22 protein-coding genes are annotated in these 17,551 nt (G+C 47.0%); 12 read left to right on the top strand and 10 right to left on the bottom strand.

The genetic code is table 11. The features are described from left to right. Positions 1-5: 5 nt before the first annotated feature. Both lpdA and KB186_RS02320 read left to right on the top strand, forming a co-directional pair. A complete protein-coding gene (lpdA, locus tag KB186_RS02325) occupies positions 6-1,415 on the top strand; it encodes a dihydrolipoyl dehydrogenase (protein ID WP_016743458.1) in 1,410 nt (469 codons plus the stop codon). A gap of 122 nt (positions 1,416-1,537) precedes the next feature. Continuing rightward, positions 1,538-1,699, top strand: coding sequence for an aspartyl-phosphate phosphatase Spo0E family protein (locus KB186_RS02320; protein WP_173607897.1), 162 nt, complete (start codon positions 1,538-1,540; stop codon positions 1,697-1,699). Here KB186_RS02320 and KB186_RS02315 read toward each other — a convergent pair. After that, positions 1,694-2,449 carry a hypothetical protein gene (locus tag KB186_RS02315; protein ID WP_232773041.1) on the bottom strand — a complete coding sequence of 252 codons (756 nt, stop codon included), beginning with the start codon at positions 2,447-2,449 and terminating at the stop codon, positions 1,694-1,696. The two genes, KB186_RS02320 and KB186_RS02315, sit on opposite strands and share 6 nt — an antisense overlap. Before the next feature lie 129 nt (positions 2,450-2,578). After that, positions 2,579-2,728, bottom strand: a complete 150-nt coding sequence (locus tag KB186_RS02310; RefSeq protein ID WP_173607895.1) for a small acid-soluble spore protein P — start codon at positions 2,726-2,728, stop codon at positions 2,579-2,581. A gap of 234 nt (positions 2,729-2,962) precedes the next feature. On the opposite strand from KB186_RS02310, the gene KB186_RS02305 reads away from it, so the two are divergent. Further along, positions 2,963-3,820, top strand: a complete 858-nt coding sequence (locus KB186_RS02305) for a HEPN domain-containing protein (protein ID WP_173607894.1) — start codon at positions 2,963-2,965, stop codon at positions 3,818-3,820. Positions 3,821-3,858: 38 nt separating this feature from the next. Next, complete coding sequence (locus KB186_RS02300) at positions 3,859-5,430, top strand: ABC-F family ATP-binding cassette domain-containing protein (protein ID WP_173607893.1); 1,572 nt, start codon at positions 3,859-3,861, stop codon at positions 5,428-5,430. Between the two features lie 183 nt (positions 5,431-5,613). Here the strand turns inward: KB186_RS02300 and KB186_RS02295 are convergent, their stop codons facing one another. Further along, a complete protein-coding gene (locus KB186_RS02295) occupies positions 5,614-6,684 on the bottom strand; it encodes a phosphodiester glycosidase family protein (protein WP_173607892.1) in 1,071 nt (356 codons plus the stop codon). 134 nt (positions 6,685-6,818) lie between these two features. Here KB186_RS02295 and KB186_RS02290 point away from each other — a divergent pair, with 134 nt between their 5' ends. The 3 genes from KB186_RS02290 (at position 6,819) to KB186_RS02280 (ending at position 8,551) form a co-directional block, all read left to right on the top strand. Continuing rightward, on the top strand, positions 6,819-6,962 hold the full coding sequence (locus KB186_RS02290) for a hypothetical protein (protein WP_162837736.1): 144 nt from the start codon (positions 6,819-6,821) through the stop codon (positions 6,960-6,962). A 152-nt stretch (positions 6,963-7,114) separates the two neighbouring features. Beyond that, entirely contained in the window at positions 7,115-8,359 is a 1,245-nt protein-coding gene (locus KB186_RS02285; RefSeq protein WP_173607891.1) for a DEAD/DEAH box helicase, read from the top strand. Positions 8,360-8,395: 36 nt separating this feature from the next. Beyond that, positions 8,396-8,551, top strand: a complete 156-nt coding sequence (locus KB186_RS02280; RefSeq protein WP_232773040.1) for a hypothetical protein — start codon at positions 8,396-8,398, stop codon at positions 8,549-8,551. 26 nt (positions 8,552-8,577) lie between these two features. Here KB186_RS02280 and KB186_RS02275 read toward each other — a convergent pair whose 3' ends face one another. Beyond that, positions 8,578-9,408, bottom strand: coding sequence for a serine/threonine protein kinase (locus tag KB186_RS02275; RefSeq protein WP_232773039.1), 831 nt, complete (start codon positions 9,406-9,408; stop codon positions 8,578-8,580). A 122-nt stretch (positions 9,409-9,530) separates the two neighbouring features. Here KB186_RS02275 and KB186_RS02270 point away from each other — a divergent pair, with 122 nt between their 5' ends. The 3 genes from KB186_RS02270 (at position 9,531) to KB186_RS02260 (ending at position 12,252) form a co-directional block, all read left to right on the top strand. After that, the gene (locus KB186_RS02270) at positions 9,531-10,646 is read left to right on the top strand and encodes a DUF3900 domain-containing protein (RefSeq protein ID WP_232773038.1); all 1,116 of its coding nucleotides are present in this window, start codon (positions 9,531-9,533) and stop codon (positions 10,644-10,646) included. An 18-nt stretch (positions 10,647-10,664) separates the two neighbouring features. Further along, positions 10,665-11,258 carry a DUF1444 family protein gene (locus KB186_RS02265; protein ID WP_232773037.1) on the top strand — a complete coding sequence of 198 codons (594 nt, stop codon included), beginning with the start codon at positions 10,665-10,667 and terminating at the stop codon, positions 11,256-11,258. Positions 11,259-11,322: 64 nt separating this feature from the next. Continuing rightward, positions 11,323-12,252 carry a sugar phosphate isomerase/epimerase family protein gene (locus KB186_RS02260; protein WP_232773036.1) on the top strand — a complete coding sequence of 310 codons (930 nt, stop codon included), beginning with the start codon at positions 11,323-11,325 and terminating at the stop codon, positions 12,250-12,252. Here KB186_RS02260 and KB186_RS02255 read toward each other — a convergent pair. From KB186_RS02255 to KB186_RS02245, 3 genes are all read right to left on the bottom strand, one after another. Then, entirely contained in the window at positions 12,186-13,163 is a 978-nt protein-coding gene (locus KB186_RS02255; protein ID WP_232773035.1) for a hypothetical protein, read from the bottom strand. The genes KB186_RS02260 and KB186_RS02255 overlap by 67 nt on opposite strands. A 21-nt stretch (positions 13,164-13,184) precedes the next feature. Continuing rightward, complete coding sequence (locus KB186_RS02250; protein WP_232773034.1) at positions 13,185-14,240, bottom strand: DUF2515 family protein; 1,056 nt, start codon at positions 14,238-14,240, stop codon at positions 13,185-13,187. Between the two features lie 68 nt (positions 14,241-14,308). After that, the gene (locus KB186_RS02245) at positions 14,309-14,449 is read right to left on the bottom strand and encodes a hypothetical protein (protein ID WP_007718846.1); all 141 of its coding nucleotides are present in this window, start codon (positions 14,447-14,449) and stop codon (positions 14,309-14,311) included. Positions 14,450-14,550: 101 nt separating this feature from the next. Here KB186_RS02245 and KB186_RS02240 point away from each other — a divergent pair, with 101 nt between their 5' ends. Continuing rightward, positions 14,551-14,859 (top strand): iron-sulfur cluster biosynthesis family protein, encoded by a 309-nt coding sequence (locus KB186_RS02240; RefSeq protein ID WP_232773033.1) that lies wholly within the window; start codon positions 14,551-14,553, stop codon positions 14,857-14,859. Here KB186_RS02240 and KB186_RS02235 read toward each other — a convergent pair whose 3' ends face one another. Together KB186_RS02235 and KB186_RS02230 are read right to left on the bottom strand one after the other, a co-directional pair. Next, the gene (locus tag KB186_RS02235) at positions 14,860-15,309 is read right to left on the bottom strand and encodes a DUF441 domain-containing protein (protein WP_232773032.1); all 450 of its coding nucleotides are present in this window, start codon (positions 15,307-15,309) and stop codon (positions 14,860-14,862) included. 114 nt (positions 15,310-15,423) lie between these two features. Continuing rightward, the gene (locus KB186_RS02230; protein ID WP_047067608.1) at positions 15,424-15,735 is read right to left on the bottom strand and encodes a YfhH family protein; all 312 of its coding nucleotides are present in this window, start codon (positions 15,733-15,735) and stop codon (positions 15,424-15,426) included. A gap of 103 nt (positions 15,736-15,838) precedes the next feature. Between KB186_RS02230 and KB186_RS02225 the strand changes: the two genes are divergently transcribed. After that, the gene (locus KB186_RS02225; RefSeq protein WP_221868625.1) at positions 15,839-16,603 is read left to right on the top strand and encodes an SDR family NAD(P)-dependent oxidoreductase; all 765 of its coding nucleotides are present in this window, start codon (positions 15,839-15,841) and stop codon (positions 16,601-16,603) included. A gap of 311 nt (positions 16,604-16,914) precedes the next feature. Here the strand turns inward: KB186_RS02225 and KB186_RS02220 are convergent, their stop codons facing one another. After that, the gene (locus KB186_RS02220; RefSeq protein ID WP_173607882.1) at positions 16,915-17,538 is read right to left on the bottom strand and encodes a cell wall hydrolase; all 624 of its coding nucleotides are present in this window, start codon (positions 17,536-17,538) and stop codon (positions 16,915-16,917) included. Positions 17,539-17,551 lie beyond the last annotated feature (13 nt).

Raw genomic sequence — 17,551 nt, 5'->3', positions numbered from 1 at the left:
AGACAATGGTAGTAGGTGAATTTACTACAGAGGTTGACGTACTCGTAATCGGTGCCGGTCCAGGTGGATATGTTGCAGCAATTCGTGCCGCTCAACTTGGTAAAACAGTAGCTGTCGTGGAAAAAGCTGAGCTGGGTGGCGTGTGCCTGAACGTAGGTTGCATTCCTTCCAAAGCGATGATCCACGCTGCACACACATATGAGCACACGCAACATACAGAATCCATGGGTATCACCATGGAAAATGTAAAAGTGGATTTTGCCAAAGTACAAGAGTGGAAGAGCGGCATCGTGAAGCAACTGACTGGTGGCGTTGGCTCCCTTTTCAAAGGCCACAAAATCCAGGTAATCCCTGGTGAAGCGCTGTTCGTAAGTGAAAATGAAGTACGCGTGTTCCACGGTTATGATGTCAACCGTTATCGTTTCCAGCATTGCATCATTGCAACTGGTTCCCGTCCAATTGAGTTGCCTGCATTCCCGTTTGGCAAACGCGTAATGTCTTCTACTGAAGCGTTGTCCTTGACTGAACTGCCGAAGAGCCTCGTGGTAATCGGCGGTGGATACATCGGGATCGAGCTTGGTACAGTGTTCGCGAAGTTTGGTACAAAAGTTACAATTTTGGAAGGTTCCGATCAAATCTTGCCAGGATTTGAGCCAGACATGCCACGTTTGGTGGAACGCAAGCTGAAAAAGCTCGACGTTACCATCCATACAAAAGCATTGGCACAAGGAATGGAAGAGACAGAAAACGGCGTGATCGTGACTGCTGAAGTAAAAGGCGAGCAACAAAAAATCGAGGCGGAATACGTACTCGTTACTGTTGGACGCCGTCCGAATACAGATGAACTCGGTATTCGCGATATCGGCATGAACATGACTGACCGTGGGTTGATCGTTGTCGACAAACAAGGCCGCACAAGCATTCCTAACGTATACGCGATCGGGGATATCGTAGCAGGTCCTGCGCTGGCTCACAAAGCTTCCTACGAAGGTAAGGTTGCTGCTGAGGCGATTGCTGGTCATCCAGCAGAAGTGGACTACAAGGCGATTCCAGCGGTTGTCTTCTGCGATCCAGAAATCGCAAGCGTTGGAATCAATGAGAAAGAAGCAAAAGAAAAAGGCATCGATTACATTGTAGGTCGTTTCCCATTCGCAGCAAACGGTCGCGCTCTGTCTGTAAATGCAGGCGAAGGCTACGTGAAGCTGATTGCAGAAAAAGAAACGAATCTCGTATTGGGTGCGCAAATCGTTGGTCCTGAAGCATCCAACATCATCGCTGAGATCGGATTGGCGATCGAAATGGGCGCAACACTCGAAGATATCGAGCTGACCATCCACGCACATCCAACACTGGGTGAAGTAACAATGGAAGCTGCTGAATTGGCTCTGGGTCGTCCGATCCACGTCATGAAATAGGAAGCGGGAAAAGCCTTGTGCCAGAAATGGGTACAAGGCTTTTTCTTCCACATCTTACCCTTTCCACCTGTTCTTAAATAATGTAAAATAGTGGGAGACAACGTTAGGTGGGGGCCTGCAGCATGGAAACAATGAGTAAGATGATTGATGACTTGCGACTAAGGCTGGAGCGCGCAGCGAAAGATTCAGGTTACAATTTTCTTGACCCTGAAATCGTGAGAATCAGCCAACAATTAGATAAATTAATTGTCGCACATATGCAACATGAAAAACGCCCTTCATGAGGGCGTTTTTGGTTGAGTGGATACTCCCGAGATGGAATAAAGCAAATGAGCATTCCAGCCTTTTTTCGTAAGCACGGGTTCTTGAGCATAATAATAGCTCGGATAAAGAATGAGATGCTGTGCATCATAGCTAGGACCATTACTCGGACAGGTAAGCTGGTGAGTTTTCGTATCGTAGGTAATGGCGGGAGAAATGGATTGCAGATAGGTAGTAAGGGATTCGATTCCTTGTAAAGAGTAATAAATCCGTTCTGCTTCACGAACAAATTTTGGAGCAATCGCCTCCCAATTCGCCTCAAAAAATAGCTGCCAATAAGATGAAACGAACAGGCTGAAACGGCCTTTCACATAATCGGCATCCTCTTCTAAATCGAGAGCAACTGCAGGAGAATCGTGATGCAATATCCACTCCTCCAAGATCGGTTTGATGCTACGCAAAAAATGATCAGTGGGAAGTGTTACGAAGTACTCATATTGATCATCGACAGCCATCACGCCTTTTGTATGTAGGGGGTCAAATGAGTCAGGGATCCCATATCGAAAGAGGGGGACCAAATAGCCCCATTCTTTTAAAAGACGGGCAGACTCAAACTGCTCTAATTTTTCTTCGGTCCAAAAAGCAAATCGCTCGGGAGGTGTCTCTTGGGCGAGTGTATACAAACTGGCAGCCATCTCGTACAGCGGCGAAACACTATAGCTGATCAAATTGGAAAGAGGGCTATGGTTGCCCGGAAGTGGAATGGTGATCATCTTCACTTAACCTCCATCAAGGATACTAAATTTATCATAGTTCATCCTTGTGGGACAATTCAATCTTTTTCGATGTAAAAAAAAGGAAGAGTAAAGACACCCGACTGCAATGGAGCCGGGTGTCATTCATTATCCTTCTCGTGTTCGAATAGCGCGCGAATGATTTTGCTGCTTCACTTTTTTAGAGCCGGACTGGGGTTCGCCGGTCTGTTCCAGCGGTTGAGCTACATTATTGTAAGTTTGATGCGGATTTTCATCAAGAATATGGTCCTTTTCCATAAAATCAACTCCTTCTTTACCTAGTTTGGCGTAAACACATGATGACGAACCATAGGAAATGCTGGTATTCTATAATGAGGTTGTTCCAAACTGGTATGGTGAGGAAGCATGTCCACATTTAGAAGGAATTGATATGTTGTCAAAACTACAGAATGGCACGATACTGTTTATAGAACATAATATTTATTATGTAAACAATAAACGAGCTCTGCTGGTCTGGAAGGAGCGAGAACTATGCCGGTCTTAATCGCCCCCGTATTCAATTCAACAACAGCACAGCCCGTTCGGATCGATTTGCCTAATTCGTACACGCTCATATCAGGCGCAAAGAGGCCATATGAGATCGCGTCTCGTTTCTTGCGCAATGAGATGGACGAGAACAAGCGAACCTTTGATTTGCGTGTAGATCCCAGCAGTTTATTTTTAGTTGGGGATCACGAAGAGATGAAAGTAACGGATGATCGGGTGTGGATTGAAGAAATCGAAAGTAAGCTGAATCTAGCGTCCACAACAGGGACTTGTTCGATTCCTTACATCATCACAGTCAGTGGCAATATGTATGGCATTACGTATTTGAAACGATCACTTGATGGTGATAAGTACACATTTGATGATGAAACGGCTGACATTTTTTCTTCTTTAGTTGAACAGAAGCTGCCATCCCTTGCTTTTCGTCGCTATGCGCTCTCACTGGAGAAGAAAAACTACGAGGATCAGCTGTTGGATCTGTGGATTGCATTAGAATCATTGTTCGTTCCCGATGGCAAAAAAGGCGAGATTACCTATAAATTGCGTGTCCGAATGGCGTACTATTTTGGAGAAACCGCCTTGCAGCGTGAACGGATTGCACAGTTTGTAAAAAAATCGTACAATCATCGCTCAGAGATTGTGCATAGCGGCAAGCTGTTCGGTGACAAGCTGGCTACAGAAGTCACGATTCTGAGGGCGTTGACAAGAGCCGCAATTTTGAACATCGCCGGGGAAAGTGTCAACCTTCAAGAAATGCGTGTCCGGCTGGACGAATTGGTATTTACGGGCGAATCTTATGTGGCAAGGTACGCGCCTACTTTTTTTGAAAGAATTTTGTTGTAAGCCTCATAGAGGAAACAGATCAGGAGGAAGAATAGAGCATGAGTGTTTTGATTGTAGAGAATTTGTCCCATGGTTTTGGGGACCGTGTTTTGTTTCGTGATGTTTCTTTCCGTTTGCAACCGAATGACCGTGTAGGACTGGTAGGCGCAAATGGTACCGGAAAATCAACGATGATGGGAATTTTGACAGGCCAAAATTTGCCTGATAACGGTCGTGTTGAATGGATGCCCAAAATCGAATACGGATATTTGGATCAGCATACCAAGCTGCAAGCTGGTAAAACGATTCGCGACGTACTTAAGGACGCTTTCCTGCCGCTGTTAGAGCAAGAAGCTGAATTGATGACGATTGGTGAAAAGATGGCCGAGGCATCTCCAGAGGAACTGGAAGAATTACTGGAACGCATGGGCGAAATTCAAGACAAGCTGGAAACAAGCGGCTTTTATTTGATCGATGCAAAAGTAGATGAAATTGCCAACGCTTTGGGCTTGAGTGCAATCGGTTTGGAGCGCGATGTTGCCTCCCTCTCTGGTGGCCAGCGTACCAAGGTTCTTTTGGCAAAATTGCTGCTGGAAAAACCAACCGTTCTTTTGTTGGATGAGCCGACAAACTACTTGGATGAAGAGCATATCGTGTGGCTAAAAAACTACTTGAAGGAATATCCATATGCCTTCATGCTGATTTCCCATGACACGACCTTCATGAACGAAGTTGTGAATGTGATTTATCATTTGGAATTTACCAAGTTGAATCGTTACACAGGGAACTACGAATCCTTCTTGGCACAGTCTGAGATGAAACGCAGTCAGCACTTTGACGCATTTGAGAAGCAACAGGAAGAAATCGCAAAAATGGAAGACTTTATTGCGCGCAATAAGGCACGTGCGTCTACTACCGGCCGCGCGAAGAGCCGTCAAAAGCAACTCGATAAAATGGATCGCATTGACAAGCCGGAATCAGCAGCGAAACCTTCGTTTATCTTTAAGGAATCCCGGGCAAGTAGCCGTTTTGTCATCGAAGCTGAAAACTTGGAGATCGGATATTCACATCCTTTGCTGCCAAAGCTTAGTGTGAAGCTGGAGCGCGGTGAAAAAGTAGCGATTGTCGGCATGAACGGTGTCGGTAAGTCTACACTGCTGAAAACGTTGCTGGGCGTAATTCCTCCGCTGGGTGGAAAGCTGGAGAAAGGCGATTTCCTCCATCCGGCTTACTTCGAGCAAGAAGTAAAGGCGAAGCCAATTACTGCACTCGATGATGTCTGGAATGAATTCCCTTCCATGAATAACCATGAAGTTCGCGGGGCGCTGGCACGTTGTGGCTTGAAAAATGAGCATATCAATCGTAACCTGAACGCTCTGTCCGGGGGCGAGCAAGCAAAAGTTCGTCTCTGTAAATTACTGCAGCGTGAGAGCAACTGGTTGGTATTTGACGAGCCGACGAACCACTTGGATGTCGTTGCCAAGGAAGAGTTGAAACGCTCTTTGAAGGAATTCAAAGGAACCGTCCTTCTCGTATGCCACGAACCTGAATTTTATGAGGATTGGGTTACACAGACGTGGGATGTTGAGAAATGGAGTTTGGAGCAGGCAAAAACTCCGATTAAATTGTAAAAGCAAAAACAGGCAGCCACCCATTGGGAGACTGCCTGTTTTATTATGTGAGCGACGCATTTCGCATACGGATCACGGAAAAGTGCAGACTGAAGCTGAAAATTCGCAATGGCTGGGTCTTCACTATAGTGAAACAATTTGTCCAAGAATCTGAAACCTCCTCAAAATCACCCTAGCCGTTCTCTAAAAAACAGCCCACGCATTTGGCAAATAGCGGCCTCGATGATAGGGAGAAGACGTCTTCGTAATGGCCTCACCATTGTGCAGCATCATGGAACTGGAACCACCGTCCATGGCCATTGCTGTAATTACACCCCGCTCAGCCAGTATTTCCGCCATGTCGTTCATGCTTGCCCCGATGGAATGCCCGGGTTGGCGACCATCAATGACTGCAAATACAATCGTCCCGTCTTCTTTTTGTCCAATCGCGGTACGCGGTTGAATGCCCCAGCTTTTGGCAGGCTTTCCTTCAAACATATTTTTCCCGTTTACAATCAACTGCGGACGGAAGCTCACAGCGTCACGCACGCCCATTTTTACGAGTTGTTCAGCCGAGTAGCTGCCCGTAATCAGTTTACCGTCATAGGTAAGCCCTAGTGCGGTTTCTCCGCTTCTCGGGTTGTAGCCTTGCAAAATCTTTCCGTCGTGGATGACGACGCCGTAAGCTCGCGCTCCTTTGCCGTAACCGTCTGGGTCGGCGAATCCACTCGCATTGACGATCCCGATGGCTCCTGTTTTCTTTACAAACTCATCGAGCAAATCTCCACGGTCCTTGCGATTCGTGACGACGAGCCGTACTCTGCTCGGGTCGCTAATGTACATGATTTTTCCTTTAAAGTAATAACTGCCTTTCGAGACGTCAATTTCCTCAATCTCGATCAGCTCCTTTGGTTTCTCCGGAAGTGTGACGGTTACCAGATTCGATTTCGGCGGAATAGCAGGTCCTGTCGTGGCTGAACCTGTATCTTCAGAGTTGATAACGGTAGGATGTGTAATTTGCTCCTTTAGTTCTTTCAGTTTTTCATCGGGCAAAAATGTATAGGGGGCCCAGTAATCGTGCTGGGTTGTCAGCAAAGTACCTGCCGCCCATTCACGTAATTCTACTCCATTTTTCGTTCCAAATAAAAAAATAATTCCCAGTAGAGCTAAGGTTGTACAGGTTAAGGCAGTGCCGAGGATCCATTTCTTAACCCAACGCCATGGTCTTTTGCGCTTGGCTCGCTTGCGTGTGCGAGTGCGCGACAACGTCTCCATTCACTATTCACATCCATCTAACAAATTGTACTAGGGTTGTCATTCCTATATGAAGAGACGCATTACCGGGAAAAAGGTTTCAGGAAAATAATATGTGATCAGCCTGGTCAAAATAAGAACAGGAGGTGATAGGTGTGCGTGACTATGATGAGGCGTTTCAAAAGGAAGTAGAGGAGTACATGGAAAGTCCAAAAGGGACACGTAACCAAACCACCAGCCGGGACCGTCAAGACCAAGGTGAGAAGCAGGAAACCCGTTTCGATTCGAATAACGGGTAGAAGGAAGGTCAGGCGAAGTCCAATGCGGATTTCGCCTATTTTTATCTTTTTCTAAATGGACCTTACCCCACGAGGACTGGCTTACCTCTGTATTCTACCTGCAAAGTGTGGTAAGCTTACCCAATGCACGACTTTATGCCAGGAGGGTTTTTGTGAGCACCACGTTTGCAGATTTACAAATTAGCGCACCGCTGTTGACTATATTGCGAGAGCGAAAAATGGAAACACCGACACCTGTACAAAGTGAAGCCATCCCGTTGATTATGGCTGGTCGAGATGCCTTGATTGAATCACCGACAGGGACAGGCAAGACGTTTGCTTATTTACTGCCGATTTTATCGAAAATCAATATGGAGCAAAAAGATGTACAGGCCATTGTACTCGCACCGACGCATGAGCTCGTTGTTCAGATTGCGCGGGAAGCAGAAAGCCTTCTGCCAGGCAAGGACACGGCCGTGATGTCCATTATTGGCGGTGTCGATGTAAAACGCCAAATCGAGAGACTGAAAAAGAAGCCTGTATTGATTGTAGCAACACCAGGAAGACTGCTGGAGCTGATTGATCAGCGCAAGCTAAAGGTCCATGAAGTGAAGACGGTTGTTGTTGATGAGGCAGACCGTATGCTGGATGCGGGCTTTGGCAAGCCAGTCCAAGAGGTCATGAAAAAAACGCTTCGTGATACACAACGACTGTTATTCTCAGCGACAATCGCAGAGGAAGTCGTACATACGGCTGAAATTTTCACAAAAGATGCTGCCGTTATTCGCGCAGCAGCACCAGAAGGAGCTGCAGGGGTAGCACACATGTATTTGGTGACCGATCCACGTAAAAAGGTGGATACGCTCCGTCGTTTGCTGCGCCTCGTCAATGTTCGCTCCTCGATTGTTTTTGTCAATCAAATCGAAAAAGTGGACGAGATTGTTTCGAAGCTCAACTACCACCATTTGCCGTGCAGACTCCTGCACCGTGATGCTACGAAAGAAGAGCGTGCCCGCACCCTCCAACAATTCCGGGATGGGGCATTCCCGGTGCTGATTACGACAGATGTATCCGCACGTGGCATTGATATTCCAGGTGTGGAATGTATTGTGCATTACGATCCTGCATCGGATGCTGACACGTATATTCATCGCAGTGGCCGAACTGGGCGTATGGGGCGTGCCGGACTGGTATTTTCGATCATTACGACACAGGAACGATTCATTATTCAAAAATTTTCCAAGCAAACAGGCTTGCCGATTGCTGAAAAATTCATGACGCACGGAGCACTGGAAGATCCGCGTCCTGCAAGAAAGCCCGCACCAGCACAAAAGTCAGGAGCTCCAGCCAAAAATGCGAGCCCTGCCAAACGGAATCAAAATCGTGCACATAAGAAGGGCAGCTTTGGAACAAAGTAGGACAAGAAGTACACAACTTGTCTGCAGGAGGTTTCCATGCGCAAAGATCGGTTATATGAAGAGGATTTACTGGTAAATGGCACTGTTGGTGGAGAAGTTCTGACGAAACACGAACGACAAGTGCTGCGCCGGGAAGCAGGGGAACTGAAGGAAAAGATGGAACAGGCGAAACAAGAGCCGATTGCAGAATGAAGAAGAGCAGGGAGAATCCGTGAAGTCTACGGATGCCCTGCTCTTTTTTCCAGGTAGTGGATCATATAGCGATCCAGCTCTTCTAGCCAATCCTGTACGCTTTTATAAGGGGCGTCCATTTGTAACAAACGGCGAATCATCATGCGAATGGAAGGAGATAAAGAAAGCTCTTCTTCCCAGCTTTTTTCAGGTGCGTCTGGTTCCGATTCATATCCGGAATAGAGCAAAAATAAAAAGAAATGTCCCAAAGCGTACAAGTCACTGGAAGGAGCGACTTCTCGCTTCAATTGTTTTTCAGACGGGTAGGCGGAAAGAGCATCAGCCGTGTAAGTCGGGCGATCACCAACGAACCGAGCGAGGCCAAAATCAATCAGGTACGGCTTGTCCTCTTTCCAGATGACGTTGGGGATCCGTACGTCACGGTGAATCACGTTTTGTTCATGGAGGTAAGCCACGAGTTCCCCGATTTGGCGCATCCATTCGGCGCATTTTTTCTCGTCAGCCACGATGTTTAGATCAAACAACATGTCTTCGAGTGTGGGACCTGCAATATAAGTCATGACCATAAACGAGTCTTGCCGATATGTGAAAGAATCCAGACAGCGAGGGATTTGCGGATGCGAGAGGGACATCAGCACCTTTTTTTCGTACGCTTGCATGGCTTCTCCTTTTGGTGTGTGACGCAGGCTTGGTTTCACTTGCTTCAGTACAACCTGATTACCTGTAGGGTTGTGCGTGGCGAGATAGGCAATCCCGTAGCTTCCCATCCCTAATACTTTTGTTATTTCATACTGTCCTGCCAGGTGGCCGGGCCGATATGGTTTATCGCGTATTGTTTCGTTCCACCATGACTTCATACGAGTCCACATTGTCTGATTTTCCCCTCCTCCTTTCATCTTATCATGATTTGAAAAAGCTGACCTTTTTTTCAATAGGTTTGCTATAATCAGTTCGTTACATGCAGACAGGAGCGAAGGGTATGAATTTTACAATTGACTGGTTATCCTTTTATCTGATGGAACAGCCTGAAGAAGAGGATGGCATAAAACAAGTGCGAATGACGCGCTATTTGGGCCATGATGAATATCAGAAGAGCGAGCTGAAAGATTTTCTCGATGGGGAATTCGCCCGGATTGCGAAAAGAAAAGTCGAGATGAATCCAAAGACAGAAGGCACGCCGACAAAACTGGGTCAATTTGTGTTGGAGCCTGGACATCCATTGGACTCGAACCCCAACTATGCCCTCTTGAATCGATTGTTGGCAGCGGAAACGCCAGGGGAGAGCAAGGAGCCCTGTCAGGAGTTGATTCAGTCGTATTTGCGAACCTCTCAGGTGAGAGGCGGGGTTATGATTGTAGTGCGGACGAGGCTCGATCTAATTGATGAGCGCTATGTCTTTATTTTAAAATGCGATTTCGAACAAAAAACAGCAGTCATCACAGATGAGAAGAGCCTCATATCGAATGTGCGCATGGCGATCAATGCCAAAAACATGAAATCGCTGATGTATCCGTATATGATCGAATCCGGGATGAATGATCCCTATCACGTGAAAATTCATCAGTTCTCCCACGCACGGTATTTCGAGGAGTTTCTGCGTTTTATCGAGTATCCGCAAACGATGACGCAGATCGTCTCTGAAGAAGTTATTTCATTGGCGAGACAGCACATCGAATATACGTACCCCGAAACATCAGAAGAGCGGGTACGGGAAGAGGAAGCCATTGAACTCATTGCAGCAAGTCCTAAGCGGGAGCTCGCAGAAAAATGGGAACATGAGACCGTGATGGAAGCGATGCAAATTATTACAGATCGCCAACCAGAGGTCGAACTGAAGTTCAAGCTGGATCATATGCAGATCCGTACATTATTGGCCGATTACGGTACGAACCTGCATATCGCGAAAGTAAACGGGCGTTATTTGGTATTATTAGAAGGCGAGCAGCTACAGTTCGAGCGTGGCATGTCTCCTGTGGAGTTTTTAAAGCCAAAAGCGTTGACGGACATCGTGAAAGAAATCGAAGAGCGAAGCCAAAACGTTGGGTATACACCGATGAGCACGCCAACGGAGGACGACGATAATCCACCTTGGTAATAAATGATGAAGGGAGTGATGGAGTTGGATCGACAACTGAAAGTAACCGGCCAAGAGCCTAACATTTATCCGGTATTGCGCCATGCCTCGATGATCCACAAGTACCCGGAGCGGTGGGTTGTGAAGGAACATACAGCAGATACGTACGTCCTGTACGCCCTAGATCAAGGTGAAGGCTACGCATTGATTGAGAAGCGGATGTTGCAGGAAGCAGGCTGGACGAGCGAGCAGCTTCATTCATACGCGATGGAAAACTTGCGAAAGCTCCCCTTTTCAGTGAAGTCACAAGAGGTAGGGGGCCAGCACATCCATTTTATTAGTCCGACAGACGGCTATGCGGCAAGCCGAATTTTGCTGGATTCATTTCTGGCGGAGATGGATCAGAAAAAGCAAGGAGACGCGCTTGGTGTCGCGATTCCGCATCAGGATGTGCTGATTGTGGCGGATATGGCAGGAGAAGCTGGAGCGCATCTGTTAGCGCGTCTCACGTATGATTTTGCATCGAAAGGGCAAGTTCCGATTTCTGTCTTGCCTTTTTATTGGGAAGAAGGGGAATTGACCCCATTTCTCGTGGTGACGCACGATTCCGGTACGAAAATTGAAAGAAAGTAGAGCAAGCGCGGGAACAGGATTCCCGCGTTTTCTATACTGTGCGAAAATCGGAGGAAACCCTCGAATGAAAAATTTCATGATTGGTCAATATGGAGGCTTTGATCAGGGAAAATACAAACGAGATTTTAAGGAGGGCTTTTACGGAATCGAGGCATGCTTGTTTGATTCAGAGGAGGATATCCAACAACTACAGCGTGAATCTCAAGCAAAAGGATTTGCGATTGGTGTTCATTTTCCGCTGCGTGCAGGTCAGTCCGAGCTGCGGGATGCATTATTCATGGATGCTCATGATCAGACAAGAGCCGAGGCATTTGAAAGGATCGAGAGAGAACTGGCGTTTATGTCATTCATTCAGCCAACCTATGTCTTATTCCATTATCCGAAGCCTGTCATTTTAGACGATCGCGTCGACTGGAATGTGTGGCGTTTTCATGATTGTCGAGATTATGTATGGGAGCAAGCCTACTCGGAAGAAGAATTTCAATATCGTAGTGAGCAGGTCTTTGCGTGGTTGGCTGAGAAAGGCAAGGAGTATCACTTCACGCCAGTCCTTGAATTCGATGCGCTCAATCGATATGTGTATGAGACAGAATTTTTAGAGTCCTTGCTCCGGAAATATCCAACGATCAAGCTCTGTCTCGATACCGGCCGATTGTTCCTGCAAGAAAAAATCGACCCTTTTTTCAATGCGCGTGACGTCATTCAAACGTATACGAAATATGCGTGGAGCATTCATTTGAAGAGTATGAAGGTGACTGCTGACAAGGTTGAATTCGTTCACTTTCCCGTTCTTCCTGAATGTAAACCGGAAGAAGGGTGGGCTCCGATTGAAGACTACCTGACGATCATCAGAAAGGAGAACCCACATGTAAAGATTATGTTCGAGCATCGTTCCGACCTAGTAACAGACGAGCAACTGGAGCGTTGCTATCGTTGGGTAGAGCAACTCTTATCTGAACCTGATGAATCCACGTCCAGTAATAATTCAATATAGCGTCCGGCATCTTGAATGAGCCAGTACGGGTACCTGGGGCCGTGTATGTACAAGTCTGTGGCGGTCACGAGCATGGTTTTCACCCGTGTTTTATCACCCATCATTTGCGCGCATACCCCCATCGTCATCCAAGGGTATAAATCACCAGTTTGAAACGTATCAAAATGCGGGAAAGCGTCTGTGATCCTTTGGTAAAGCAGCGAGGCCGTGTTGGCATCTGTCATGCTGTATACAATCGGAAACGCTTGGGAAGTGACGTCCGGGTACCATTTTCGCCAGCCGGGGTACGTGCGATCATACATGGCATACGACTTGCGAATTCGACTGTACATCCCACTGATACCAAGCTCACAGGCTTTCGCACGTGAAGCCGCTTCCTCGGCAGCATTCACATCACCGATTAACGAAAATAAATACGAAGCATCTGCCAGCCCCTTGGCCACCTCGCAATTGTCCATCAAATATTTAACCCGATACGAATGCTTTGCCCAAGTCAAACCGTCTTTCTGTTGAAGGCGGGCAACTGCTTGGAGTAGGGACAAGAGTGTAGCGTGGTTGGCATGCAGCCAATCTATACGCCCCGTTGCCCGTATCCATTCTGCAAGCAGGCTGAAATAAGTGGTGTGGTAGCTATCTTCGCTATCATTTGTGCCGGTATCGATTTCTCTGCCCTGTTCAAGACGAAAATCATTGATGTAGCCGTTCGCATTCAGGTTTTGCAAATACCAATCGAGATGACCGCGAACAGCCTCTACCTCCTTCATTCGGATGAGGGAAATAACACCCAGGTTGGTAAAGTAAGGATTGATTTGATCACGTTGGGGTCCGAGGCGAAAGGTACCGCTCGGCAATTGGCAGGATAGCAAAAAACTTGTTTGATTCAACACCATTTCTTGCATCCATTTTTCCATGGGACTGATCTCCTCTCCAAGCTACGTGATTGCTGAGACGAGTTTGACTCCGTATTCGATCCATTGCAGTGAACGCACATAAGAATCACTGTCGATGGTTGGCAGGGAAGCGGGTTCTTTCACGACCTCGTGCCATTTTTCATCTCGAAACCAATCTACCCCATCTGCCGGATCGTGTCCATAATCAGCCCATGCATCTTGAAGACGTGGGCTGTATATCCGCGGACTTCCTTCTAGCAACTCATGTCCATCCAAGCGTAGTTGGTACTCGCCTTCTGTGGTGGAAGGTGCATGATGAGGTGTGAACAAATGCGGCCAATAATCTGCGCGTGAGCCTGTATGAGGAATACGAGAGCAGTAGGACAGTATTTTCTCGAAGCGAAACCGCTCCCCAAACAATTGGTGGTACAACGACTTTCCGACCTGAATGCGGTTTCTGACATCGGGAAAATGATGAACATTCAACCCGATCAAGCTGAGTCGGCGGTCAGTAGGGTGCGCTTTATAAGGAATGAGCACTTGATTCATCGAGAGAGCAGATTGGGCGACGAAAGCAAACGAAGCAAAAATATGATTCAGGGTAAACGGCTTCTGTACGACACGCTGTTCGATATATTGCTGCTCATTGACGATGAGTGCATGTGTAAGGTTCGCACTGTCTTTGGATACGAGGAACTCTTGCCAATACGGTTGCATAAAGACTGAAACACCAAGTGGCGCCAAAAGGTTGGTTAAATCTGTCCCCGTTCGTTTCATCTCCGCATACAGAAGTAATTGTGGATAGGCATCGTGAAAAATCAGCCAGTTGCATCTTTCCAAAAACCAAAAAAACGGCTCGATTGCTTGTGCATCCATGATAAGCGGTAGCCATTCTCCTTTTAAATCGGTCATGTTCCACCCGCCATTTCGTGAGACCAGATGGGCCAATAATGCCCAGTGAACCTCTTGGTGCTCGAGATAAAAGGCGAGGTATGCTTGTGTGCGGGTCACATTGTTGCGATTGGCTTTGGCTGTTGCTTGTCTGATTTGAGCAACCAAGTGCTGCTCGGCTATTTTCGTTGCTGTCTTATCTGTCATCGGTATGGGTGCTCCTTGTTGTTTTTCACATGGAAAAAAGCAGGTCTACTGGGCGACCCGCTTTTTATTCAACCAATCATTTCTAGTACGAGAAGCCGAACGAGTAGTTTTTCCTTGGCTTCCTCCCACGTATTCGCAAAAATGACAACGTGCTCCGATTGGAACTCCGTTTCCGCGACAAAAATCCCATCTTGTTCGTAGATATTCATAGATGATCGTCCTTTCTGCTGCCTTTCAAGCATTGTATGCTATCATGTAAGAGATGATGCATCCAGCATGCTGGAAAATCATGAGAAGGGTGGCACCAAATATGATAGTAAAAGTGACAAAAGAAGCAGTAGAACGCATAGCCAATACGGACAAGCCCATTCGGATCAACGGTGAGCTAGTCGGTGGCTGCGGGATGAATGTAGAGTATGCGTTGTGGTGGGATACCCAAGGTCCAGAAGATGAAGTCTACCAGGTCGATTCTTTGACGTTTCTGATAGATCGCGAAACGATCGCCTATATCGGGTCTGATGTGCTTACGATTGATTATCGTGCGCAGCAAGGCTTTCGCATGGTCACGCCACAGCAAATTTTGGCCTATGGCCTTCAACTGAAAGAGCGCTGGACCTAATCACTTCGGGAGAAATTGCAAAATAAAGGCGAGAATCCCTGCTGCAATTAAAGGACCGACTGCAACACCGCGGAAAAAAGTGACACCAGCGATTGTACCTAACAGAAGGCCTGTCACGATCAATGGATTTTGGGTCATCAAGGCCGTTCCTTTTCCCGCGAGGTAAGCCACAAACATACCGACAGCAACGGCCAGTAACGAATGCCAATTCGTAAAAATCTCCAAGATGGACGAAGGATTGATCTTGCCGCTTGCCAACGGGGTCATGATGCCAATCGTCAATATAATAATTCCGAGCTGTAATCCATGCTGCTCGAGTAGAGGGAAATATCGGTCCAATGACAGGAGCCTCATTAAGAGAAGAATCGCAACAGCAATGGAGACGGTGGCGTTGTTGCCGACGACACCGAGCGCCAGTAATACCAAAAGGATGATAGAAATCCAGTCCATAAGCGGGTTGGCTCACTTTCGTTTTTTTTAGTATATCCATACTGCTTCGGCATGTGCCCGGGCAAGAAAAAAGAGATCGGCATGCACAAGAGTGCGAGTGCCGATCTCTTTTTTCTAGTCGAACCACAGTTCCAGCATTCCTACTGGAAAACCCGTCTGTTCATCCGAATCAGGGAAACGTCCCCAAGCAAAGACGCCGTTGAAATAGTCGATTGTAAATGGCTGATCATAATCAGGCACGCTGTATTTGCTGCCGATTCGGAACTCACCCGTTCCTAAATAGTACGATTTCGCCATAAAGTACTTTTGTGTAATGATCGCAAGCTGTGAGTGATCACCAAGCTCCTTTTTCTCTTTCGCTTCTACGTGCAGGCGCTCCATTTCCTCCTGCAGCTCGGCGAGTGTCATCTGACTGTACAAACGCAACGGACTGCCCCCTTTCCATACATGTATATTGTAGCAAAAGACAAGGGAAAAGGCGATGGATGCAGAATCCTCTAAGGAAACGAAAGGGGGAGTCGTTTCGAAAATGACACGTTTTGATTTGCATGGAAAAAAAGCAATCATCACAGGTGCGGGCAGAGGAATTGGGAAGGCACTTGCGTTGGGAATCGCAGAAGCGGGTGCACAGGTTGCGGTGGTCTCGCGAACAGCTTCCGACTTGCAAGAGGTGGTATCGGAGATTGAAGCAAAAGGCGGACTGGCTGTTCCTGTCGAGGCTGACTTGACTGTGTCTGATGCAGCGGACCATGTTGTGAAGCAGGCAGTCGAAGGACTAGGGGGTGTTCATATCCTGATCAACAATGCAGGAATGAATATTCGCAAAAAAGCTCATGAGGTAACGGAAGAAGAGTGGGACAGGGTAGTGGATTTGAATTTGAAAGCAGCGTTTTTTATGAGTCAAGCTGCAGGCAAGATCATGTGCGAGCAGCGCTATGGAAGAATCGTCAATATTGCTTCGGTCGCAGGTGTAGTAGCACTTCGTACGGGTGTCGCGTATGGTGCCAGCAAAGCAGGGCTCATCCAGATGACGCGGGTGCTGGCATTAGAATGGAGCAAGTTTGGGGTCAACGTAAATGCGATCGCGCCGTGGTATTTTCGTACGCCATTAACGGAGAGCTTGCTTAGTGACGAAGCGTTCGTCCAAGAGGTATTGCAGAGAACGCCAAGTGGCCGCATCGGGGATGTCGAGGACTTGGTAGGACCAGCGATTTTCTTGTCCTCTGATGCCGCTTCCTACATATCCGGTCAAACGCTTTCGGTTGATGGCGGTATGTCTATATACGGATTTTAATAAAAAAAGGGGCATTCCCACGTTGGGAATGCCTAATTATTGGGGGCGATTGAGAAAAAGAACGACTGATTGTTCTATGACTGGTTTGCTCTCACCCAAAACAGTCAATCAATCAAAGCTATTAGCGTAGGCATACTCAGATTGAATAAACGATCTAAACATGCTTACGTTAAAAAGTCATCCAAAGAAGATAATCGAACTTTTTCTCAATGCGTTGAAAAAGTGCTTACACCTACAACATAGCAAGCAAAAGTAAAACATCCATTAAATAAAAATAAAGTATTATTAAATCTTTTTCGGGAAGTAGCGCGTTAACGAGCAAAACGATGGTTACCGATCTCAACCGTTACAGGACGTGACCAAATCCACTTGGAAGTAGCCGTATCCGGGTTAAAGAAGTACAGGGAACCGTTGCTTGGATCCTTTCCATTGACCGCGTCCTGGACCGCTTTTCTCGTACTCTCATTTAATTTATGTGTCAAATTGCCGTCATGGACAGGCGAAAACGCATTGGGAGCATAAATAACCTCCCGTACCGTATTTGGAAAATCATCTGAAGCAACCCGATTCAATACAACGGCAGCAATCGCTACCTGTCCTTCATACGGTTCTCCCCGGCCTTCCGCATACACTAACCGGGCGAGCAGTTCCATATCCCTCTCCGAAACTTTCACTTTTCCATTCCGAACCACTTTTGGACGACTATCACGACTAACCTGCACAGACTTGCGTTTTACTGCTGCAGCAGATGTGGTTGGTGTCTTTTCCTTCTTCGAAACTTGTTCCGATGGCGCCGTTGCACTATCGAGAACAGGGAGGATTTGTATTGGTTGTGGTGCCATTGCACTTGTCGGTGTGACAAATAAGCATAACAGCATCAAGCCAAAACTGTTCAAAAAGAAGAAAAAGCGCGTTGGCGCTTCACGTGTCAACATGGTGTGAACCACT

This window comes from Brevibacillus sp. AF8 (assembly GCF_021270385.1).
In the GTDB taxonomy this organism is placed as follows: domain Bacteria; phylum Bacillota; class Bacilli; order Brevibacillales; family Brevibacillaceae; genus Brevibacillus.
Note: the sequence above shows the minus strand (reverse complement) of the source record. Positions and strands in the feature narration are given on the sequence as shown.